This window comes from Type-E symbiont of Plautia stali, from assembly GCF_059731115.1.
Genome location: NZ_AP035906.1, coordinates 417,127 through 438,231 on the forward strand (window position 1 = coordinate 417,127; position 21,105 = coordinate 438,231).

Sequence of the window (21,105 nt, forward strand, 5' to 3'; positions counted from 1 at the left end):
GTCATGTCTTCTGCAGCTTCGCAGAGGAGCAAAGGGGTTTTTACTGAGGAAAGTAACGCGTTATGAAAGGTTTTAAGCTCACCCTTGCCTGGCAAATCTTGATTGCCTTGATTCTCGGCGTTATCGTCGGAACCGTGCTGCATAATCAGCCAGACGATCGTGAATGGTTAATCACTAACATTCTCACCCCTGCAGGCGACATCTTCATTCATCTGATCAAGATGATTGTGGTGCCGATTGTAATTTCCTCCCTGATTGTCGGCATTGCTGGCGTTGGCGATGCGAAAAAACTGGGGCGTATTGGTGTCAAAACCATCGTCTATTTTGAAGTGATCACCACCATTGCCATTGTGGTCGGCATTACGCTGGCCAACGTATTCCAGCCAGGTAGCGGCATTGATATGTCTACGCTGGTAACGGTGGACATCTCTAAATACGAAGCCACAACGGAAGCGGTACAGGGGGCGCCTCACGGCCTGGTGACCACCATTCTGTCGCTGATCCCGCAGAACATTTTCGCCTCGCTGGTGAAGGGCGACATGCTGCCGATTATCTTCTTCTCGGTGCTGTTTGGTATGGGCTTGTCAGCGCTGCCTTCAGAACATCGTGATCCGCTGGTGACCGTGTTCCGTTCAGTGTCTGAAACCATGTTTAAAGTGACGCACATGATCATGCGTTATGCACCAGTCGGTGTGTTTGCGCTGATTGCGGTCACTATCGCCAACTTTGGTTTTGCCTCGCTCTATCCGCTGGCCAAGCTGGTGCTACTGGTGTACGTAGCGATTCTGTTCTTTGCCTTCGTGGTGCTGGGAACGGTCGCGCGCATGTGTAAACTGCGTATTACCACGCTGATGCGCATCCTGAAAGATGAGCTGATTCTGGCCTATTCCACCTCCAGTTCAGAAACCGTGCTGCCACGCATCATGCAGAAGATGGAAGCCTACGGTGCGCCGAAAGCCATCACCAGCTTCGTGGTGCCGACCGGTTACTCATTCAACCTCGATGGTTCAACGCTGTATCAGAGCATCGCGGCGATCTTTATCGCGCAGCTGTACGGTATCGACCTGTCGCTGACCGATGAAATCATTCTGGTGCTGACGCTGATGGTGACCTCGAAAGGGATTGCTGGCGTGCCGGGCGTCTCCTTCGTAGTGCTGCTGGCAACGCTGGGCAGCGTGGGTATTCCACTGGAAGGCCTGGCGTTTATCGCCGGTGTGGACCGCATCATGGACATGGCGCGTACTGCGCTGAATGTGATCGGTAATGCGCTGGCGGTGCTGGTGATTGCACGCTGGGAAAACCAGTTCGACACCAGGCAGGCCGAAGCCTACGAGCTGGAACTGCGCACACAGAAAGCCAGTTAAGGCACGATAAAGTGAGTGTTTCATCATCGCGCCGCTCAAGCCTCGCCATTTGGTGAATGGATTGTTAGTTAAGTAGAGTTCCTGTAAGGCTGCCATTTTCATAAATGGCAGCCTTTTTTGTTTGTACGTGGGTGCGGGCCTTGGCCCCTCTGCGGCTACAAGGTCAGTCCTCGCGCCGCTGACGCGGTGCCTTCGGCTTCCACGTCGTGCCGACGGATCGTTCGGGTAAGGCCATCCTGGCCAACCCGAACTGCCAGTCGTATCCCTGCGCCTGGCTCCTGGCCCAACGTAAAAGCCTCAGCGCTGCGGATAGTCCTTGCAGCCGCAGAGGGCCTACGGCCATTTGTATTGGTGCCTTTTTTAGCAAAACGCACAAAAGTTCAGGAGCAGGCTGGGGCCGCTTAGGGACGGGCAATCCGCAGCGCCGAACAGAATAAGTCTGCCAGGATAGCCCGCAGGACGCGGGCGGAAGGCGGGGCGGCACATGGATGTGCCATCCCCCGCCGTTCCGTCAGGCAGACGAATGACGTGAGGGCACCGCGTTAGCGGCGTGAGGACGCCAGACCCTAAGCGGCCCCAGACTGCGTTATTGCACAATGCACGTCATTCAGCTGTTTTTTTACTATCCAAGACGCGTCCTGTATTTTCCATTGCCTGAATCATGCTTAATTTTATACCCACTATAACCACTCAAATATTCCTTTTTAGTGAGGACTGAACATGAGATTCCCCGTTTATCTGCATAGGACAGAGGACAACAGCTGGTCAGGTTTTGTGCCAGATGTGGAGGGATGTTTTTTTGCAGGCAAAAGCGTAGATGATGCGCTGCGCGATGCATTTAACGCGATTGATGTACACGTAGAATCTTTAGCGGATGCCAGCAAAGCCATCCCTAAAGCGGCAGATATTGAGACTCACATTCATGATGAAGCCTGTCAGGGAGGTTACTGGGCATTTGTGGAGATCGATCTGAGTCGCTATGAAGGTAAAGCGGTAAAGCTCAATATCACTTTGCCACAAAATCTACTCAGCAAAATTGACAGTTATGTCGAATCCCACCGCGAATATGGTTCGCGCAGCGGTTTCCTGGCGGAGTTAGCGCGCAGAGAATTAGCGAACGCGTAACCAACATAGCTAAACATCTACCCGCCATCCGGCGGTTTTTTTTTGCCAGCCTCTGCAAAAAGTACAAAAACATGATGACCGATCAGGAATTAACAATTCAAAATAGTATATATTTTTTCGAATAAATTATTCTTTTACAGGAGTGCGTGATGCAGATCGACCTGAGCCAGATGATCACCGAAGGGCGTAACCCAGCGAGCCAAAACATTGACGAGCTACCCACCGAAGCGATGTTGCGCGTCATTAATGATGAAGACAAAAAAGTGGCACTGGCAGTGGAAGCGATTGTGCCGCAGATTGCGCAGGTGGTGGATGCGATTACTGCAGCCTTCAGTAAAGGCGGGCGCCTCATTTATTGCGGAGCGGGCACGTCAGGCCGCCTCGGTATTCTCGATGCCAGCGAGTGCCCACCGACTTTTGGCACGCCGCGCTCGCAGGTCGTCGGTTTAATTGCTGGCGGCCACACCGCGATTTTGCAGGCGGTGGAGAACGCGGAAGATAACGTAGAACAGGGCGCACAGGATTTAAAGGACATCGATTTCAACGCTAATGATGTACTGGTGGGGATTGCCGCCAGTGGCCGTACACCCTATGTATTGGGCGCGTTAGCCTATGCGAAACAGCAGGGCGCATTTAGCGCGGCGTTAACCTGCAATCCTAACAGCCCAATGTCACAGGCTGCGGATGTGGCACTCACCCCGGTAGTGGGGCCAGAAGTGGTCACCGGTTCTTCGCGTATGAAAGCCGGTACGGCACAAAAGCTGGTGCTCAATATGCTGACCACCGGCGCGATGATCCGCAGTGGCAAGGTGTACGGCAACCTGATGGTGGATGTCGAAGCCACTAACCAAAAACTGGTGCAGCGCCAAATCAACATCGTCAAACAGGCCACTGACTGCGACGATGCCACCGCGCAGCAGGCGCTGAACGCGTGTCACGGTCACTGCAAAACGGCGATTGTGATGGTGCTGGCAGGATTGGATGCCAGCGAGGCCCAGGCGCTGCTGAAGCAAAACAGCGGCTTTATCCGTAACGCGTTGCGTGACGCAGGAGCGCAATAATGGCTGCCATCACCGAAGGATTACTGCGCGATATTCGGCAAGCGGTGGGAGGCGCACATAACATTGTGCAGTGCGGCAATTGCATGACGCGTCTGCGCCTGACGCTCGCGGATGCCACATTAGTCGATCATGCCCAACTGAAAACGCTGCCCGGCGTATTGGGGGTGATCGACAGTGATGCGCAGCTGCAAATCGTACTGGGGCCCGGCAAAGCGCAAACCGCCGCTGAGAAAATGCAGGGATTACTGGATAGCGATGAAACGGAAAAACCGCAGGATCTCAGCACTATTGCTGCTGCCCAAAAGCAGCAGATGAAAGCGAAGCAAACCAGCGCGCTGCACCGTTTTCTCTCCTGCTTCGCCACCATCTTCACGCCATTGATTCCCGGCTTTATTGGTGCCGGTTTGCTGTTGGGATTTGCCACACTGATTGAGCAGATTTTCCACCTCAACCAGCCCGGTGAACATGCGCAGTGGCTGCTGGATACCGTGGCCTACATGAAAGTGTTCGGCAAGGGGCTGTTCACCTTCCTGAGCATCCTCATTGGTTATAACGCGCAGAAAGCCTTTGGTGGCACTGGCGTGAACGGTGCCATTATCGCTTCACTGTTTGTGCTCGGTTATATGCCAAAAGCCACCGTGGGTTATTACAGCGGAATGTCAGATTTCTTTGGCATGGCGATTGACCCGCGCGGCAATATTATCGGCGTATTATTGGCGGCGATATTCGGTGCGTGGATTGAGAAACAACTGCGTAAAATTATCCCCGATAATCTCGACATGATTTTAACATCGTTACTCACGTTATTAATTACCGGCGCCATCACCTTTATGGTGATTATGCCGATTGGCGGTGAGTTATTTAAAGGCATGTCATGGTTGTTTATTCATCTCAATAACAATCCCTTTGGCTGCGCTATTTTGGCCGGTCTGTTTTTAATTGCAGTGATGTTCGGGATTCATCAGGGTTTCATCCCGGTCTATTTTGCGCTGATGGAAACCCAGGGCTTTAACTCATTATTCCCGATTCTGGCGATGGCGGGTGCGGGTCAGGTTGGGGCTTCTCTCGCGCTGTGGTGCAAGGCCGATAAGCACTCGCTGCTGCGTACGCAAATCAAGGGCGCAATAGTGCCGGGCCTGTTGGGCGTGGGCGAACCGTTGATTTATGGCGTTACGCTGCCGCGCCTGAAGCCATTTATTACTGCCTGTTGTGGCGGTGCGCTGGGTGGATTCTTCATTGGTCTGGTAGCCTGGCTTGGTCTGCCGGTGGGGATGAATACGGTATTTGGGCCTTCCGGATTAGTTACGTTGCCGCTGATGACCTCTTCACAGGGGATCTTTGCCGGTATGGCGGTGTATCTCGCCGGATTAATCGTGGCGTGGGTCGGTGGATTTGCCTTTACCTGGTGGGGCGGAACCAAAGGCGTCGATCTCAGCTAACGCCATTGTTATTCACCGTAGCAGCACACGACATTATGCCGCTACGGTGAAGCTGGAATGAAGCCTGATATGTCGTGCTGCTAGGGGGGTACGCCGGCAAAACCTTGATGATTGGATGATTTTAAATGTGATGCGTGTCACATTTTTGCGATTCGCCGTATCGCTTAGCCTGACGCGGATATCGCCGAACATGCCGTGCCATTCGTAAGTAAACTGCTAAAAAAAAATAAAGAAAATATTAATAAGATAGCAGGCTAATTATTGGAAACTCCTGGACTCAATTATTGCCAATAATTTACCCCGCCTCACAATTATTTCGCCATTATGACAATGGGTTACCCCTATTTACCTTTTGCGTCCGATGGCAGAAAAGTCTATACCTAAAGCCAATTAATCTATAAAAACAGTTTTAACCGCTTATTCGCTGCACCAGACTTTCTTCACACAGTGGCTCTCAGAAATTAATTGCTCATCGGGGTTGGTGTTATTCCTGCCGTTGCATCCCTCGCGATGAATTTAACGCTGTTGCAATAACAGCGTGGACGCTGCACGCCCACTGGAGGAAGTATGAAGTTTAAATTAAACCCGATTGCGTTCGGAATATTAGCCGCGCAGGCGCTGTTTTATCCGGCGATAAGTGCGCAAGCCATTACGCTGGGAAGCTATTCACCGAAAATTAATGACAACCTCTTTGGCGAGCAGCGTATTGACGTTAATGGCAGTAACGAAACGCTGGACGGCAATCCTGATTTTGCACCGGGAACTGATGGTTCAGTGAACTCCAGTCTCGGTCAGGTCAATATCACATCGGGTGCGCAGTTTCTGAATCAAACGCGTCTTGATCCCGGTCCGCAGAACTTCGCCATCACCGTTCCCGATTCTACCACGGGCGGTAACACCACCTTCCAGGTCTACAACTCCGCCAGCCTGGTGGCACAAACGCCAGTGACTTCCGATACCGCCGTGCCGGACGTAGTCAACGTTAACGGCGATCAATACATCAACACGCGCATCGCGGATGTTTCCAACGGTGGCCTGCTTGATGTAAATCTTGGGCAAGCGAATGCCGCCAGCAGCGCCAGCACCAACAGCTGGAGCATGGCAGCGAAGCAGACCACGCTGTTTCAGGTGGGCAGCAACAGCACGCTGAACTGGAATTCCAACAACCGCATCAGCTTCTTCGGCACTGCCGCGACACCGGATGGTGCAGGCGCCACGCAATCCTTTCAGGTGCAAAATCTGGCGACTTACAACGGCAGCGTGAATGTGCAAACGCTGGATGGCGTCACACACACCTTCACCGTCACCAGCGCCAGCGAATTGCAGACTTACAATAACTGGCTGATTGGTCAGTTGCAGGCGGGCAATCTTGATAAAGCCAACTACCTGACCGAATTCAACAAAGCGGTGACCGTCACCAATGGCAATATTGTGTACGACGTCAGCGCCACACCGCCGGATGAAGTCACGCAGCCGATTGGCAACCGCATCGTGGTCAATGCCGATGGCCCAGACGCTCGCGTCAATCTCGTGGCGGGCAACACACTGGAATTCGTGGGTTCGACAGGCGGGGCGATTAAAGCCTCCAACGGCGCGCAGGCGGTGATTAATGGCAAGCTCGCCAGCCGCGGCACCCTCGCCAATAACGGCACGGCACTGGTGCTTTCTGGCAACAGCAACGGCAGTACCAGCACGACTGGCGTGATCAACGGTGGGTTCCTCAATCGCCAGGATGGCACGGGTATTGGCTCCACCGGCTACGGTGCCAATGGGGTGCTTGTGCAGAGCGGCAGTGCGTTTAACAACAACGGCATCGTCAATCTGGCGACGATCGGTAGTAACTCGCAGTATGGCGTAGCCGGTATTCGGTTGGAGGATGACGCTACATCCCGCAACAGCGGCAATATCAACGTCGGCGTGAACGGCTCCAGCGCGCGCGGTACAGCATCGGGCGTACTGCTGACATCGCCGACCTCCACCTTCACCAACAATGCCGATGGGCAGATTTATATTGGTCGTGGTCCTCAAAACAGCCTGACCGACAACGTGGCGGATACCGCCATGAATCAGAGCGGCCTGACCAGCGGGATCGCGCTGGTGGCAAACGGTTCTGCCACCAACAACGGCAACATCGTGATTGGCTCAAAGGTGCAGAACGCGGCGGGCATGTCGGCGACCGGTGCCAGCGGGGTCACGATGGTCAATAATGGCACCATTGATGTGAATGGTGCTGCCGCGACCGTGCCGCGTGAAAACGTCGGGATGTCGGTGACCAACAGCAGCGGCACCATCGATAACAGTGGCACCATTAACCTTAACGGCGTCAATGGCACGGGCGTGAAAGTCGTGGCGACCAGTGGCAATAACGCTTCTGCAAGTTCAACGGGGACCATTAACGTTGCCGGGGGGGCCGATCCCGCCAGCGGTACACGCAACTTTGGCGTGTGGGTGGAGGGCCAGGGCACCGGACAGGCCAGTGCAGACGTCAACGGACCGGTGAATCTGAGCGGCACGGGCGCGATTGGCGTGCACGCACGCGGCAATGCCACGGTGGAAGTAGCGGCTAACGCAATACCGACGTTCAGTAACGGCAGTAATCAAATCGCTTTCTTCGCCTATGGCCCCAATGCGCGGATTAACATAGCAGGCAACAATCCGTTCAATGTCACCACCACCAACTCGACACTGTTCCGCGTTGAGCAGGGCGCGGATTTTGACGGCACCGATCTGTCACTCACCGCATCGGGCGCGGGTTCTGTGGCGGTGAACGGCAGCGGCACCGGCGGTACCGAAGTTAACACCCGCAATGCCACGCTCAACGTCAGTGGTGCAGGCGCCACTGGTGTGAATATTGAAGGCGGGGCAACGGGCACCATCGACAATGACACTACCATCAACCTCACCGGCAACAACGCGATTGGCGCGATTGTCGATGGGCAAAAGCATACGCTGGCAGGCAGTAATAGCGGTGCGCCGGTGACCAGCACGACGTTAAGTTCTGCTGCGGCACTGAATTCATCGCAAAGTGGATTGATTGGCTATCTGGCGCGCAATCGCGCACAGCTCAATAACACTGGCAACATTGCTTTCAGCGGCGCTAACGCCACTGGCATTCGCGTGGAGAGCGGTGCGACCGGTACTAACAGCGGTAACATCAGCATCAACGATGGCGGTACCGGCATTGCGGTGAACAGCAGCGGCAGCACGGCCAATACCACGGCCAACAACAGCGGCAACATCGACGTTAATGGCGGCAGCACCACCAGTCGCAGCCGGGGCGTGAGCGCCAGCGGTAGCCGGGCGATTGCTAACCTCAACAGTGGCAGCTTGAATCTTAACGGCACAGGTGCGATAGGCGCGGAAGCGCTCAACGGCGCATTGGTGAATATCGCGACTGGCTCGACGCCTAACTTCAACAGCAGCGATCAGATTGCTTATCACGCGGCGGGCAGTGGTTCACGTATCAACTCTGCCGCCAACGCGCTGGACGTGAATACGCTGAATTCCACCGGATACCGTATTGATGATGGCGCTGGGCTGAGCTTCAGCAACCCAGTGACGCTCACCGCCAGTGCTGCCAACAGCACCGGCGTGATCGTTTCTGGCCGTGGCAGCACGCTGAACACGGCGAATGTCAATCTTACCGCCAGCGGCCAGGACAGCACGGCGATCCGTGCCGAAGGCGGCGCCGCGGCAACACTCGATAGCGGCAGCAGCATTAACCTGAGCGGCAATCGTGCTGTCGGTGTGCTGGTCAATAATCTGCGCACCGATCTCAGCAACGCGCTGGATGGTACCTCAGCAGCCACCACCGTCACCAGCAATGGCAATCTCAACGGCGCAGGCAGCAACGCCATCGGCTTTGATGTCACCAACGGCGCCACACTGGTGAACAACGGTACGGTGGATCTTACCGGCAGCAACACTATCGGTATTCGCTCACGCGTGGGCAGCACGCTGACCAATAACGGTACGGTCAATGTGGCGAATGGCACCGGGTTGGATGTGTCTGGCAGCGGCAGCACGCTGGCCAAAGGCGGCGTGATCAATGTCGATAACGGTGTGGCAGGCGTGCGCATCAGTGACGGCGCACAGCTGGCGTTAACCGGCAGCGATACCGTGATCACCACGCGTGGCACTGCGCACGGCATCCTGGTCGATAACGGTGCCAGCGCGCTTAGCGCCAGCGACGCCACGGTCAACGTACTGGGCAGCGGCAATGGCATCGAAAACCGGGCAGAACTTAGCAATGTTAGCCTGAGCAACCTGACGCTCAACGTGGCGAATGGCAACGGGATCCGCACTGCGGTGCCGTTTGATCCGGCCTCAACGGTCACCACCAATGTGACCGGCAGCGGTACGGGTCTGAACATCGCTAATGCGGATGGATCGACCACCAGCGGCGATTTAACACTGGGCTCCGGCTATCAATTTAATGTCACCGGCGCGGGCGGCAGCGGCATCCGCGCCAACACCACCGGCAATGTCACTACCGCCGCAGATGTCACGATCGATAATCCGGCGGGCGGATCGGCCCTGATCTCCAGCACGGCGGGCACTATCGTCAACACCGGGACGTTCTCCTCCAACAGCCTGACGGCGCCGGTGGTGGATTTGCGCGGCGGTAAAACCCTCTTCGAAAACTTCGGTAAAATCATCACCGTCAATCCACAAACCGTGGCGGTGGCAGGCAGCAATGCTAATGATGAAATCCTGCTGACCGAAGGGGAGGTGCGCGGCGATATCAACCCCGGTGGCGGGGCCGATGTGTTCCGCTGGACGGGCGGATCGCTTAACGGCAGCCTGACCATGGGCAATGACAATAACAATAATGCGGAGGTCAGTAAGGTGGATCTCGGCACCACCTACCACCTCACCAGCGGCAGCGGAACCGGAAACACGCTGACGTTTAATCAGATCGATTCACGTGGTGGCAGCCTGGGCGCTGACGATCTCAATAAAGGGGTAAACCTCGGCAGCGGTTGGAGCACCATCAATTTTGCCGATACCCAATGGACGCTCACTGACAACCTCAAACTGGCGCACAGCACCATTAATATCGATGAGAATTCAACGCTGTATGCGGGCAACAATGTGCATCCGACGTTAGCGGGGGGCACGGCGGATTCACTTACGGTGAACAACGCCGGTATTCTCGACCTGACTAACGGCGCGGGATCGCCGGGCAACACCTTGAATATCAATGGTTCGCTGGCTTCCAGTGGCGGCCAGCTTAATCTGATCACTGACCTTAACGCAGGTGGCGCGCTGAACAACCAGTTCACCGACCATCTCAATGTCACGGGTAATGCCACCGGCACCACGCTGGTGAATATTAAACTGACCGACAGCAGTACCGGCGCGCTAACGGACCTGAATCGCAATGGCGGCATTGAAGGCAACGAGGGGATTTCTCTGGCACAGGTCGCGGGTAGCGCTGGCCCTGAGAGTTTTGTCCTTAAAGATGGTTATCTCGGCGCAGGGCCCTGGCAATACCGGCTCTACACCTTCGCACCGGGCAGTACCGATCCCAGCCAGCGTTTAGTCAGCGGCAGTGGCAACAATTACTGGGATTACCGGCTGGCGAATTATTACGTGTGTGAAGATGGCGCCAGCTGCCCATCGACCTTTATTACCGATGCGTTCGGCAGCGGGCAAAGCTACGATGCGCGTCCCGCTGTGGTGCCGCAGGTGCCGTCCTATATCTCCGCCCCGGTTGGCCTTGCTTATTATACCTCGGCGATTATCGACGATTTGCATAAGCGTCTTGGTGAGTTGCGTCATGAGCAGACACGACCGGAAGGCGATGGCGGCGAAATGTTCCTGCGCTACATCGGTTCCAACCTGAAATACAAAAGTGACCAGCGCTTCCGCGATTACGGCTATGACTTCGATCTGGATTACAGCGCGGTGCAGGTGGGTGGTAACGTGCTACGCCTCGACGGTGAGAAAGACAGCCTGCGCGGTGGCTTAGCCTATACCCGAGGTAACACGCGCATCCGTCCGGATGCCGCCGACGGTTACAGCAGCACCACCTTCGATAGCGATAGCCTGGCCTTTTACGGCACCTGGCAGCGACAGAACGGGTTTTATCTGGATGGCGTGCTGTCATTCGACTGGCATCGTGGTGAAACCGATATCGCACGGCAAAAACAAGAGGCGAAGCTAAAAGGTCATGGCTGGACGGCCTCACTCGAGAGCGGTTATCCGTTTGCTCTCGGCGATGGCTACAAACTGGAACCGCAGGCGCAGTTGATGTACATGAAGCTGAATATGAACGATTTTACCGATGAAGACGGCAACAAGGTGCGTTACGGCGATTACAACCAGACCATCGGACGTTTGGGCGCACGACTCGATCGCACCTGGACGGATGACAGCAACCGCCAGTACACCCCTTACCTGCGCGCCAATTACTACAAAGGTTGGGGCGGCACGGCGGACACCAACGTCTCCTCGCTGGAAAACCCGGCATTGAGCGCCACTTTCACCAGCGGCCACTTTGGTCAGATGTGGGAAGTGGGCGCAGGCGGGACCGCCACGTTGCAGAAAGATGTGTCACTGTATGCAGAGGCGGATTATCGCAAAGAGATCAGCGGCAACGGTGCCAAAGGTTGGCGCTATAACGTGGGCGTAAGGTGGCAGTTTTAAATGAGGACATTTCAAGCGTTGCCTTTAATGTCGTCATTAAAGGGCTGCGGTATTTGGACAAGTCGCGTTATATGGCGTTGTTAAACGGATACGGTATTCGGCCTGATCGCCATTAATTGCAGGATGGGCTGAGGTGCATATTGCTGTGCACCTTTCTCATCTTGCGCCTCGGCAAAACCTTGATTTCATATACTCTAAATAAAATTTTATCGATGAATTTCTGCTACAAAAAACAGGGATATTGTTCACTGTGGCTTTAATTCAAGATAAAAATTAATTCTCATCGCTAAAGACCGCTCCCTGCGCTGCCGAAAAGGTAAAAAAGTGTAATTGATTTTTTCCTTTAGCCTGCATTTTGCAAGGACAACACACATGCGGAACAACCAGCCTATCACTCAGCGTGAATTCATCTTTGACGATGACGCCACGCTGATGTCGACCACCGACCTCAATAGCCACATTACCTATGCCAACGACGCCTTTATTGAGGTCAGCGGCTTTGAGCCGGAGGAGGTTAACGGTCAACCGCATAACATGGTGCGTCACCCGGATATGCCGCCGGAAGCGTTTGCCGATATGTGGGCTACGCTGAAACAGGGCGAACCCTGGACCGCGCTGGTGAAAAATCGTCGTAAGAACGGTGATCACTATTGGGTGCGAGCCAATGCGATTCCGGTGGTGCGCGAAGGTAAGGTGCAGGGTTACATGTCGGTACGCACCAAACCTTCCGCCGAAGAGATCCGTCAGACCGAAGCGCTGTACCGTGATTTCCGCGAAGGGCGGGCCAAAGGCCGCCGTTTCCATAAAGGGTTGCTGGTCGGCACCGGCTGGCGTCGTCTCGGATCACTGTTAAAAATTATGCCGCTGCGCTGGCGTATTCGCTCTACTTTGCTGGCCGTACTGCCGCTGTCTGTTATCGGCGTCTGGCTGCTGGGGATGTCACCAATGGCGCTGGGCGGCTTTGCCGCAGGCATGGCAGGTTTATTGCTGCTGGCGAGCCTATGGCTGGAGCAGCAGATTTCCCGTCCGATGGAGCGCATCTGCCGCCAGGCATTAAGCGTCGCCACTGGCGCCAGTCATAAGGTGGATCAGTTAGATCGTGTGGATGAAATCGGCATCACGCTGCGTGCCATCGGACAGCTCGGCCTGATGTTCCGCTGGCTGGTGGATGATGTGAGCGGCCAGGCGATCAATGTACTCAGTGCCAGCGGTGCGATAGCGCGCAGCAACGACGAATTGAGCCGTCGCACTGAGCAGGCGGCGGCCAACGTGCAGCAGACCGCCGCCACCATGAATGAAATGACCGCCACGGTGAAAAGCAACACCGATACGGCTAATGAAGTAAACAAGCTGTCAGAAAATACCAGCCACGCCGCGCTGAAAGGCGGTGAAGTGATGCAGGAGATGGTGGGGATGATGGCGGAGATCGCCGACAGCTCGAAACGCATCGCCAATATTACCAGCGTGATTGACGGCATCGCTTTCCAGACCAACATTCTGGCGTTAAACGCCGCGGTGGAAGCGGCGCGTGCCGGTGAGCAGGGCAAAGGGTTTGCGGTGGTCGCGGGCGAGGTGCGCAGCCTGGCGCAGCGTAGCGCCAAAGCCGCCAGTGAAATCAAAACACTGGTGGAGACCAGCGCGGGTCGCGTGCAGTCGGGCAGTAATCACGCTGATGCGGCCGGGCGCACCATGCAGGATATTGTCGACCAGGTGCAAAATGTCACGGCATTGATTGCCCAGATCAGTTCTGCCACGGCGGAACAGTCCATCGCGTTAAGTGAAGTGAGTACTGCAGTGGAAGATCTCGACGATATCACGCACCAGAATGCCGCTCGCGTGGCGGAAAGCGCCGAAGCGTCCGGGCGCATGACGCGTCAGGCGAATCGCCTGGTGGAAGCGATCAGCGTGTTTCGTTAAAGCGTCTCGCGCGCTGCCCTTAATGCGCCGGGTGGTGAGCCGACAATGCGTTTAAACGCCCGGCTAAACGCCGCCAGCGAGCCGTATCCGAGGTGGAAGGCGACGCTTTCCACCGCTTCGCCCTCATTGACGATACGTTCCACCGCCAGCCGCATGCGCAGTTCAGTGAGGTAGCGCAGCGGCGTCATGCCGGTAGCCGTTTGAAAACGGGCGGCAAACACTGAGCGTGAACTGCCCGATTCGCGTGCCAGCCGCTCCACCGTCCAGTTTTCGCCCGGCTCACGATGCATGGCTGCCATCGCCAGGCTAAGACGCGGATCGCGCAGTGCCTGCACTAATCCACTGCCTTTGCCGCAGCCGTTTTCCACCCAGCCGCGCACAATCTGCGCCGCCACCACATCCGCCAGTCGGGACAGAATCCCGGCGAAACCGGCTTTGCGCTCGCGGGTTTCACGCTCCATCGCATCGAGAATCGGCTGGATTTCCGGGTACTGCGCCAGCAAGGTACTCACCAGCATGACATCCGGCATGGTGTGTACCAGCGGCTGCATGCCGCCGAGTTCAAACGCCATGCAGGCGCTAAATAAAATGACATCGCTGTCGTCCGGGCAACCTTCGCTGCTGTCAGCGATGTCACAGACGCTGCCACAGATCGGTTTGCTGTTGAAGGTGCCAATCGGTTCACAAATGGCGTCTTCGCTGGAGATCAACGCGTGCGCTTTGCCGTGCGGGATCAGCATCGCATCGCCTGCCTGCAACGGATAGATCACGCCAGACGCTGAGCGGATCATTAACGATCCACGGCCAACAAAGTGCAATTGTGCCTTGCCCGGCGCGTCATCGTATTGCAAACCAAAAGGGTTATGTAAGGCGATACGCTGATATTTCACGCCGTACAGGCGCATGCCCATCAGCAGTTCACTGGTCAGATCTTCATAGCGGCTCATACGAATCCAGACGAATTATCAAAAAACAAAGTTTTTGTATCATAGATCGTCTTGCGTCATCTCACTATGCTTACAACCTGAATTTTTGTGATGGGGATCGCAAATGAGTCTGGATACTGAAGTAGTCGAAACAAGTATAGCGGTGGATAAACCCGCATGGGGCGCGGTGTTTGCCATGGCGTTTGGCGTGTTCGGCCTGATCACTGCCGAATTTCTGCCGGTGAGCTTGCTGACACCGATTGCCGACTCGCTGCAGGTGAGCGAAGGGCAAGCGGGCCAAACGGTGACCGTGACTGCGCTGGTGGCATTGCTCACCAGTCTGGTGGTCGGCAACCTTACGCGTCGTCTCGATCGTCGTGTCGTGATGCTGGCCTTTACGCTGCTGCTGATTGCCTCGGCGCTGCTGGTGGCCTTTGCAGAAAATCTGCCAATGATCCTGCTGGCGCGCGTGCTGCTCGGCATGGCGATTGGCGGCTTCTGGACGCTTTCCACTGCCATCACTATGCGGCTGGTACCCAGCGATCAGGTGCCAAAGGCGCTGTCGATAGTGTTTAGCGGCATTTCGCTGGCGACCATCATTGCCGCACCGTTGGGCAGTTATCTCGGCGGCATTATTGGCTGGCGTAATATCTTCCTGCTGACCGGTGCATTGGGCGTGCTGGCGCTGTTCTGGCAGTTCTTCACACTGCCTGCGATGCCACCAGAGAATAAAGCGCGCAGCGGCGGCGTGCTGGATCTGCTGCGTAACGGCTTGATGCGCTGGGGCATGCTGGCGGTGATCATGATGTTCACCGGACACTTTGCCTTCTTTACTTATCTGCGTCCGTTCCTGGAAAGCAGCGCGCAGCTCAATATCAATCAGCTGTCGCTGGTGCTGCTGGCGTTTGGCGTGGCGAACTTCTTCGGCACCTCACTGGCGGGTTACCTGGTGACGCGCAGCGTGTCGCTGACGCTGACCGGCATGGCGCTGGTAATGAGTGTGACAGCGGTGGTGCTGGTGAGTTTTGGCAATCTGCCGTGGCTGGTCGGTGCCGGCGTGGCGATGTGGGGCCTGGCATTCGGTTCGATGCCGACCGGCTGGTCAACGTGGATCTCCCGTGCGGTGCCGGATGATGCGGAATCCGGCGGCGGTTTGCTGGTGGCGACCATTCAGTTGGCGATCACCGCAGGTGCTGCGGCCGGTGGCTGGATGTTTGATCTCAACGGCGCGGGCGGTGTGTTCCTCGCCAGCGGCGTGCTGATGCTGCTGGCGGCTATCACTATTTTCACCCGCGTTCGACATCACGGTTAATTGACCTGCGGCACCGGTGTTTAGTCACGCGTAATCACGCAGGCTGGGGCCGCTTTGGGACTGGCGTCCTCGCGCCGCTACGCGGTGCCCTCACGTCATTCGTCTGCCTGACGGAACGGCGGGGGATGGCACGTCCCTGTGCCGCCCCGCCTTCCGCCCGCGTCCTGCGGGCTATCCTGGCAGACTCATTCTGTTCGGCGCTGCGGATTGCCCGTCCCAAAGCGGCCCCAGCCTGCTTCTGAACACTTGTGCGTATTGTTAGCAATCTCTTTGAAATGCCTGCCTCAAGCCATAAACGGTGACAGATTGAAAAGCAGCTGTTTCAGACATAAATCCTGCACCACTCTAAAAAACCAGTTTTTTAACCCTTTGCACACAGGTTAATCCAAATGTGCTTTTTATATTCAAATTAATCGAATAACTACGGCAAATCTCTCTGCTTTTTTGTGATCGAATTCACGCCTACTATTTATCTCAACAAGGCGATGACGCCTTATCCGATAAAAAATCATTGAGGAATTGACCATGAAATCTATCAAAACTTTTGCTGCTGTTATCGCTCTCTCTGCTCTGCCATTCGCCAGCTTCGCGCAAAGCGTCACCGCATGTGCTTCAACGCTGGATGGTGCAGAAGCGCAAATCGCTGCTCAGGCGCACAAAGCTGGTGCTTCCTATAAAGTGACTGAAGCCAATTTCAACAACGGCGTGCACATGACTGCTGAGTTGATCAAATAAGTCTGCGTTAACGATCTGTGCTGACAGGGTGCCTTAGGGCGCCCTGGCGGCGTTGGTAACTGCATAAAATTCTGTTACTTTCCTACCTAAATGATTACTATTCTCAAAAACTAACATCCTTCGTCGGCTCGCCTCGGGCTGTCATTCTGAAATTGGTTGCATTGTCGGGCTTTCACTTCACTGCCATGAGGCGGTGGATTTGCTATGGAGAAGTTATGAAAGCGATTAAAACAACATGGGCGTTGCGTCCATTGCTGCTGGCAACGGCGCTGTTATCTTCCTCTGCGGTACTGGCAGCGGAGTCTCAGCCGCTGAACCAGGTGATTTCCAAAGGTGCTTACGAACTGGCATTCAGCAACAGCGATAACGCGCTGTTCCTCGCCACGGCGCAAAACGCCAGCACCAAAGGCGGCACCGTTTATCGTCTCGATCCGCAGGATCTGTCGGTGAAGCAGACCATCAATACCGATCTGCCGACCTTTGGCGCCGCCATCAACCAGAAAACCAACACGCTGTTCTTTGGCAATACACGCGATGCGGCACTGACCTCGGTGGATGCCAGCAGCGGTAAAGTGCTGAACTCGCTGGTGCTGGATGCACGTCAGCGCAGCGAAACCGTCCGTCCACTGCAGCCGCGTGAAGTGGTTGCGGATGCGGCCACCGACCGCGTGTATGTCACCGGCCTCGGTGAGCAGAGCGTGGTGTGGGTTGTGGATGGCAAAACCCTGAAGCTGGTTAGCACCGTACCGAACACCGGTAAAATGGGTACTGGCCTGGCCATCGATTCTGCGGCACAGAAGTTGTACGTAACCAACGCCGATGGCGAACTGGTGACCATCAATACGCGCCTGAACGCGATTGAAAAACGTCAGAAAATTGATGGCGACAAAGATCACTTCTTCCTGAATATTGCGCTGGATACCCATGGCCATCGCATTTTCCTGAGCGACTCTAAACAGCCTCAGGTGCTGGTGCTGGATTCCCGCACTCAGCAGGTGATTCATAAGATTGATGTGCCAGAATCGCTGGCGGTGCTGTTCAATGCCGATCGCAACGAGCTGTACGTGACCCATCGCAAAGCGGGTGAAATCAGCATCATCGACGCCAGCTCTTATAAAGTGAAGCGCACGGTGAAAGCACCGGGCCTGCCAAACAGCCTGGCGCTGTCAGCAGACGGTAAAGCGCTGTTTGTTAGCATTAAGCAGCCGGGCACCCGTAAAGAGCCACCAAAAAATCCGGATAGCGTCCTGCGCATCGCGCTGTAAGCGGCAGTTATCTGAAACTCAAGGGCGGCGTGTGCCGCCCTTTGCATTTCCGCACTTTCCTTCCCCGCTCGCCCCGCGATATACGCTACCTTTTACCTCGACAACACCAATGGAGAGGAAGCAATGAGCCAGTTTTTTATGCATGAGAAAAACGATCTGGTGAACGAAGCTATCGAAGGGGTTTTGCTGAGCACGCCCTGGCATAACCTGAGCCGCCTCGATCTCGGTGATGAGATCCGCGTGGTGGTGCGCACAGATTGGGATAAGAGCAAAGTGGCGCTGATCTCCGGCGGCGGATCGGGCCATGAACCGGCGCACGCCGGTTTTGTCGGCAAAGGCATGCTCACGGCGGCGGTGTGCGGCGATATCTTTGCCTCACCGAGCGTCGATGCGGTGCTCAATGCCATCATCAATGTCACGGGCGATGCAGGTTGTCTGCTGATTGTGAAGAACTACACTGGCGACCGGTTGAACTTCGGGCTGGCGGCGGAGAAAGCGAAAAATCTCGGCTACAACGTCGAGTTGGTAATGGTGCAGGACGATATTGCGCTGCCCGAAAATCCTCAACCGCGCGGCATCGCTGGAACCGTGCTGGTGCATAAGATCGCCGGTTTTGCTGCCGAGCAGGGGCAATCGCTGGATGAAGTCAAAGCGCTGGCGCAGCGTGCCATAGACGCCACCTCATCGCTTGGGCTGGCGTTTGCTACCTGCCATATCCCGGGCGAAAAGCGTGATGAACGTGTCGAAGCGGGCCACAGCGAGCTGGGCATGGGCATCCACGGCGAACCGGGCGTGGTGACACTGGATACCCAAAATAGTCGAAAAATCAGCAGTATTATGACCGATAAGCTGGCGCAGTCGCTGCCAGACGGCAAACAGGCGCTGCTGTTGATCAACAACCTCGGCGGCTTCTCCCAGCTGGAGCTGGCGGTGTTGACGCGCGAAGTATTGCAATCGCCACTGGCGGCGCGGGTTACCCACCTTATCGGTCCGGCAACCCTGGTCAGCGCTTTAGATATGAAAGGCTTCTCGCTGTCATTGCTGGCGCTGGAGGAACCCTTCCTTGAGGCACTCAATGCGCCGGTGCAGGTGCTGGGCTGGGTGCCGGTCTATGATTTCGCTCCGATCAGTTTGCAGAGCGCGGAAAAAGTCGGCAGCGTGCTGGATTTCGATCCGTCCGACAACGCTGAAGTGGCAAAACACGTTGAGCGCGTGACGCAGACCTTAATCGATCTGGAAAGCGAACTTAACGCGCTGGATACCAAAGTCGGCGACGGCGATACCGGCTCAACCTTTGCGGCAGGTGCGAAGAAGATTCAGCGCGGCCTGCGCGACAAGCAACTGCCGCTGGATGAGTTGCCAACGCTGATGGCGCTGATCGGAGAGCAACTGGCCACGGTGATGGGCGGCTCAAGCGGCGTACTGATGTCGATTCTGTTCACCAGCGCCGGGCAAAAACTGGAAGAGGGCAGCGCACTGCCGCAGGCCTTAATGCATGGTCTGGAGCGCATGAAGCATTACGGTGGCGCGCAGCCGGGGCATCGTACGTTAGTGGATGCACTGCAGCCGGCACTGGAAGCGTTAGTGGCGGGTGAGTCGCTGGCGTCGGCCGCGAAAGCCGCTCAGCAAGGCGCCGATGCCACGGCACAAATGCAGAGCGCCAAAGCGGGCCGTTCGGCCTATCTGAATCAGCAGAGTCTGGATGGGGTGAAAGATCCGGGTGCGTACGCGGTGGAGAAGGTGTTTGCGGTGTTAGCAGCTGATTGATGAGAAGGGTAGCGGCGCGATTTATCGCGCACACCTAGCGATATAACCGCTGACAGATGCGCAATAAATAACGCCGCTACAACAACCTTACTCCGCCGACTCGCGCATCATCTCTTGATGCGGGATATCCGACAGAATCTGCTCGAAACTGCGCAGACGTTTGTAGATCGACATCAGTTCGACCAGTGTTGACCAGGAGGAGATCAGATACTGGAACGATGAGCGCACCTGGTCAAACACATTAGTAATCTGGTTGAGCAAACCGAGTGTGATGGTCCCGGCAACAATCGATGGAAACAGCAGGAACAGCCCAAACACATTATCGACCTGCAGATAGAGAATGCGGGTGATGTTGAAATAGAGATAGTGGAAATAGAGACGGAAATAGTTAAAGCGCACGCGGCTAAACAGCTCATTCACCGTCGGCGGTGACGCGCGATCGGCGTTGTCTTCGCCATACACCAGCTCTTTACGATAGGCCGCTTCCACACGTTGATTGCGGAACTCCAGCCCTGGCAGCTTAATCCCGACGATTGCCAGCAGTCCGGTGCCAAACACCGACCACAGCACCGCCGCAATCACCAACGCATACGGGATATTGCCTAACAGCGGGATATCTTTCACGTGATGTGACAGGGTGATCAACACCGGCAGGAACGCTACCAGCGTCATGATCGCCTGAATAAAACTCACGCCCCAATCTTCCAGCGTGCTGGCAAATCGCATGGTGTCTTCCTGCACACGCTGAGCGGCACCTTCCACATGGCGCAGGCGCTGCCAGTTGTGCATGTAGTAATTGTTCATCGCGGTGCGCCAGCGGAACACCCAGTGGCTGATAAAGAATGAGTTCATCACGCCAATCACCACCGCAATCAATGCGATACCTAAAAAGGCAAGAACCTGCTGGTAAAATTCAGCAATCTGCACCGACCCGGCTTTGGTTAAGGCTTTTTGAATCAAGTCATAGAATGGACCATACCAGGCATTGACCGCTACGCCGACCTGCACACCAAACCAGGTGACAAAGATGATCAATGCTGCGCCCCACACTGACCAGCGCTGCCACGGATGGTTATCGATCACCTTCCATGCAAGGGCGAAAATCGCTGCGACGATCCAGTAATAGGCATAAAACCACAGTTGGCTCGCATGAATAAAGCGGCTGGCATTGGTTGGCAATGGCTGCTGCATTGCGGCCTGTAGCGCAGGCCAGCGTGCTGGAAAATCATTGAAAAAGCCAAACCAGGCAAAAATCGCAATCAAACTCCAAATCGCGGCCGAGCTGAAAAACAGCGCTGGCCGCGGAAAGTAGGACTTAAACATAGGCACTCCGCTGTTGTGTGTACTCTTTTATACCGCGTCAGACAGTGCTTTGTCTGTTGTGGGTTGTATCTGACGATGACAGCATCCCTGCTGCGATGTAAAGCGACACCATGACTTGTTAAGTATTTTGTGCGCATTTGTTTCGAGAAACTAAATTAATAACAGTTGTGGTGTTACACTATACGCACTGTTACCGGTAACAGTGACGCTGTATCCCTTA

12 protein-coding genes are annotated in these 21,105 nt (G+C 55.5%); 10 read left to right on the forward strand and 2 right to left on the reverse strand.

Going from position 1 to position 21,105, the window contains the following annotated elements:
• Positions 1 to 62 precede the first annotated feature (62 nt).
• From gltP to AC6I8L_RS01875, 6 genes are all read left to right on the forward strand, one after another.
• On the forward strand, positions 63 to 1,364 hold the full coding sequence (gene gltP / locus AC6I8L_RS01850) for a glutamate/aspartate:proton symporter GltP (RefSeq protein WP_058960091.1): 1,302 nt from the start codon (positions 63 to 65) through the stop codon (positions 1,362 to 1,364).
• A 720-nt stretch (positions 1,365 to 2,084) separates the two neighbouring features.
• Positions 2,085 to 2,489: a type II toxin-antitoxin system HicB family antitoxin gene (locus AC6I8L_RS01855; protein WP_058960093.1), complete on the forward strand. Its 405-nt coding sequence runs from the start codon at positions 2,085 to 2,087 to the stop codon at positions 2,487 to 2,489.
• A gap of 149 nt (positions 2,490 to 2,638) precedes the next feature.
• Entirely contained in the window at positions 2,639 to 3,550 is a 912-nt protein-coding gene (gene murQ, locus AC6I8L_RS01860) for an N-acetylmuramic acid 6-phosphate etherase (protein WP_058960094.1), read from the forward strand.
• Complete coding sequence (murP, locus tag AC6I8L_RS01865; RefSeq protein ID WP_058960095.1) at positions 3,550 to 4,989, forward strand: PTS N-acetylmuramic acid transporter subunit IIBC; 1,440 nt, start codon at positions 3,550 to 3,552, stop codon at positions 4,987 to 4,989. Before murQ ends, murP begins: the two co-directional genes overlap by 1 nt.
• 567 nt (positions 4,990 to 5,556) lie before the next feature.
• On the forward strand, positions 5,557 to 11,640 hold the full coding sequence (locus AC6I8L_RS01870; RefSeq protein WP_058960096.1) for an autotransporter outer membrane beta-barrel domain-containing protein: 6,084 nt from the start codon (positions 5,557 to 5,559) through the stop codon (positions 11,638 to 11,640).
• Between the two features lie 372 nt (positions 11,641 to 12,012).
• Positions 12,013 to 13,557: a methyl-accepting chemotaxis protein gene (locus AC6I8L_RS01875; RefSeq protein ID WP_058960097.1), complete on the forward strand. Its 1,545-nt coding sequence runs from the start codon at positions 12,013 to 12,015 to the stop codon at positions 13,555 to 13,557.
• On the opposite strand, the gene AC6I8L_RS01880 is transcribed toward AC6I8L_RS01875, so the two are convergent.
• The gene (locus AC6I8L_RS01880; RefSeq protein ID WP_097118970.1) at positions 13,554 to 14,504 is read right to left on the reverse strand and encodes an AraC family transcriptional regulator; all 951 of its coding nucleotides are present in this window, start codon (positions 14,502 to 14,504) and stop codon (positions 13,554 to 13,556) included. The genes AC6I8L_RS01875 and AC6I8L_RS01880 overlap by 4 nt on opposite strands.
• A 103-nt stretch (positions 14,505 to 14,607) precedes the next feature.
• Here AC6I8L_RS01880 and AC6I8L_RS01885 point away from each other — a divergent pair, with 103 nt between their 5' ends.
• From AC6I8L_RS01885 to AC6I8L_RS01900, 4 genes are all read left to right on the forward strand, one after another.
• Positions 14,608 to 15,795, forward strand: coding sequence for an MFS transporter (locus tag AC6I8L_RS01885; protein ID WP_034826855.1), 1,188 nt, complete (start codon positions 14,608 to 14,610; stop codon positions 15,793 to 15,795).
• Positions 15,796 to 16,320: 525 nt separating this feature from the next.
• Positions 16,321 to 16,530, forward strand: a complete 210-nt coding sequence (locus AC6I8L_RS01890; protein ID WP_034826853.1) for a YdgH/BhsA/McbA family protein — start codon at positions 16,321 to 16,323, stop codon at positions 16,528 to 16,530.
• Positions 16,531 to 16,745: 215 nt separating this feature from the next.
• Positions 16,746 to 17,795, forward strand: coding sequence for a 7-bladed beta-propeller protein YncE (gene yncE / locus AC6I8L_RS01895; protein WP_058962214.1), 1,050 nt, complete (start codon positions 16,746 to 16,748; stop codon positions 17,793 to 17,795).
• Between the two features lie 123 nt (positions 17,796 to 17,918).
• Positions 17,919 to 19,562 (forward strand): dihydroxyacetone kinase subunit DhaK, encoded by a 1,644-nt coding sequence (locus AC6I8L_RS01900; protein WP_058962215.1) that lies wholly within the window; start codon positions 17,919 to 17,921, stop codon positions 19,560 to 19,562.
• Between the two features lie 87 nt (positions 19,563 to 19,649).
• On the opposite strand, the gene sbmA is transcribed toward AC6I8L_RS01900, so the two are convergent.
• Entirely contained in the window at positions 19,650 to 20,885 is a 1,236-nt protein-coding gene (gene sbmA, locus AC6I8L_RS01905) for a peptide antibiotic transporter SbmA (RefSeq protein WP_034826847.1), read from the reverse strand.
• Between the last annotated feature and the right edge of the window lie 220 nt (positions 20,886 to 21,105).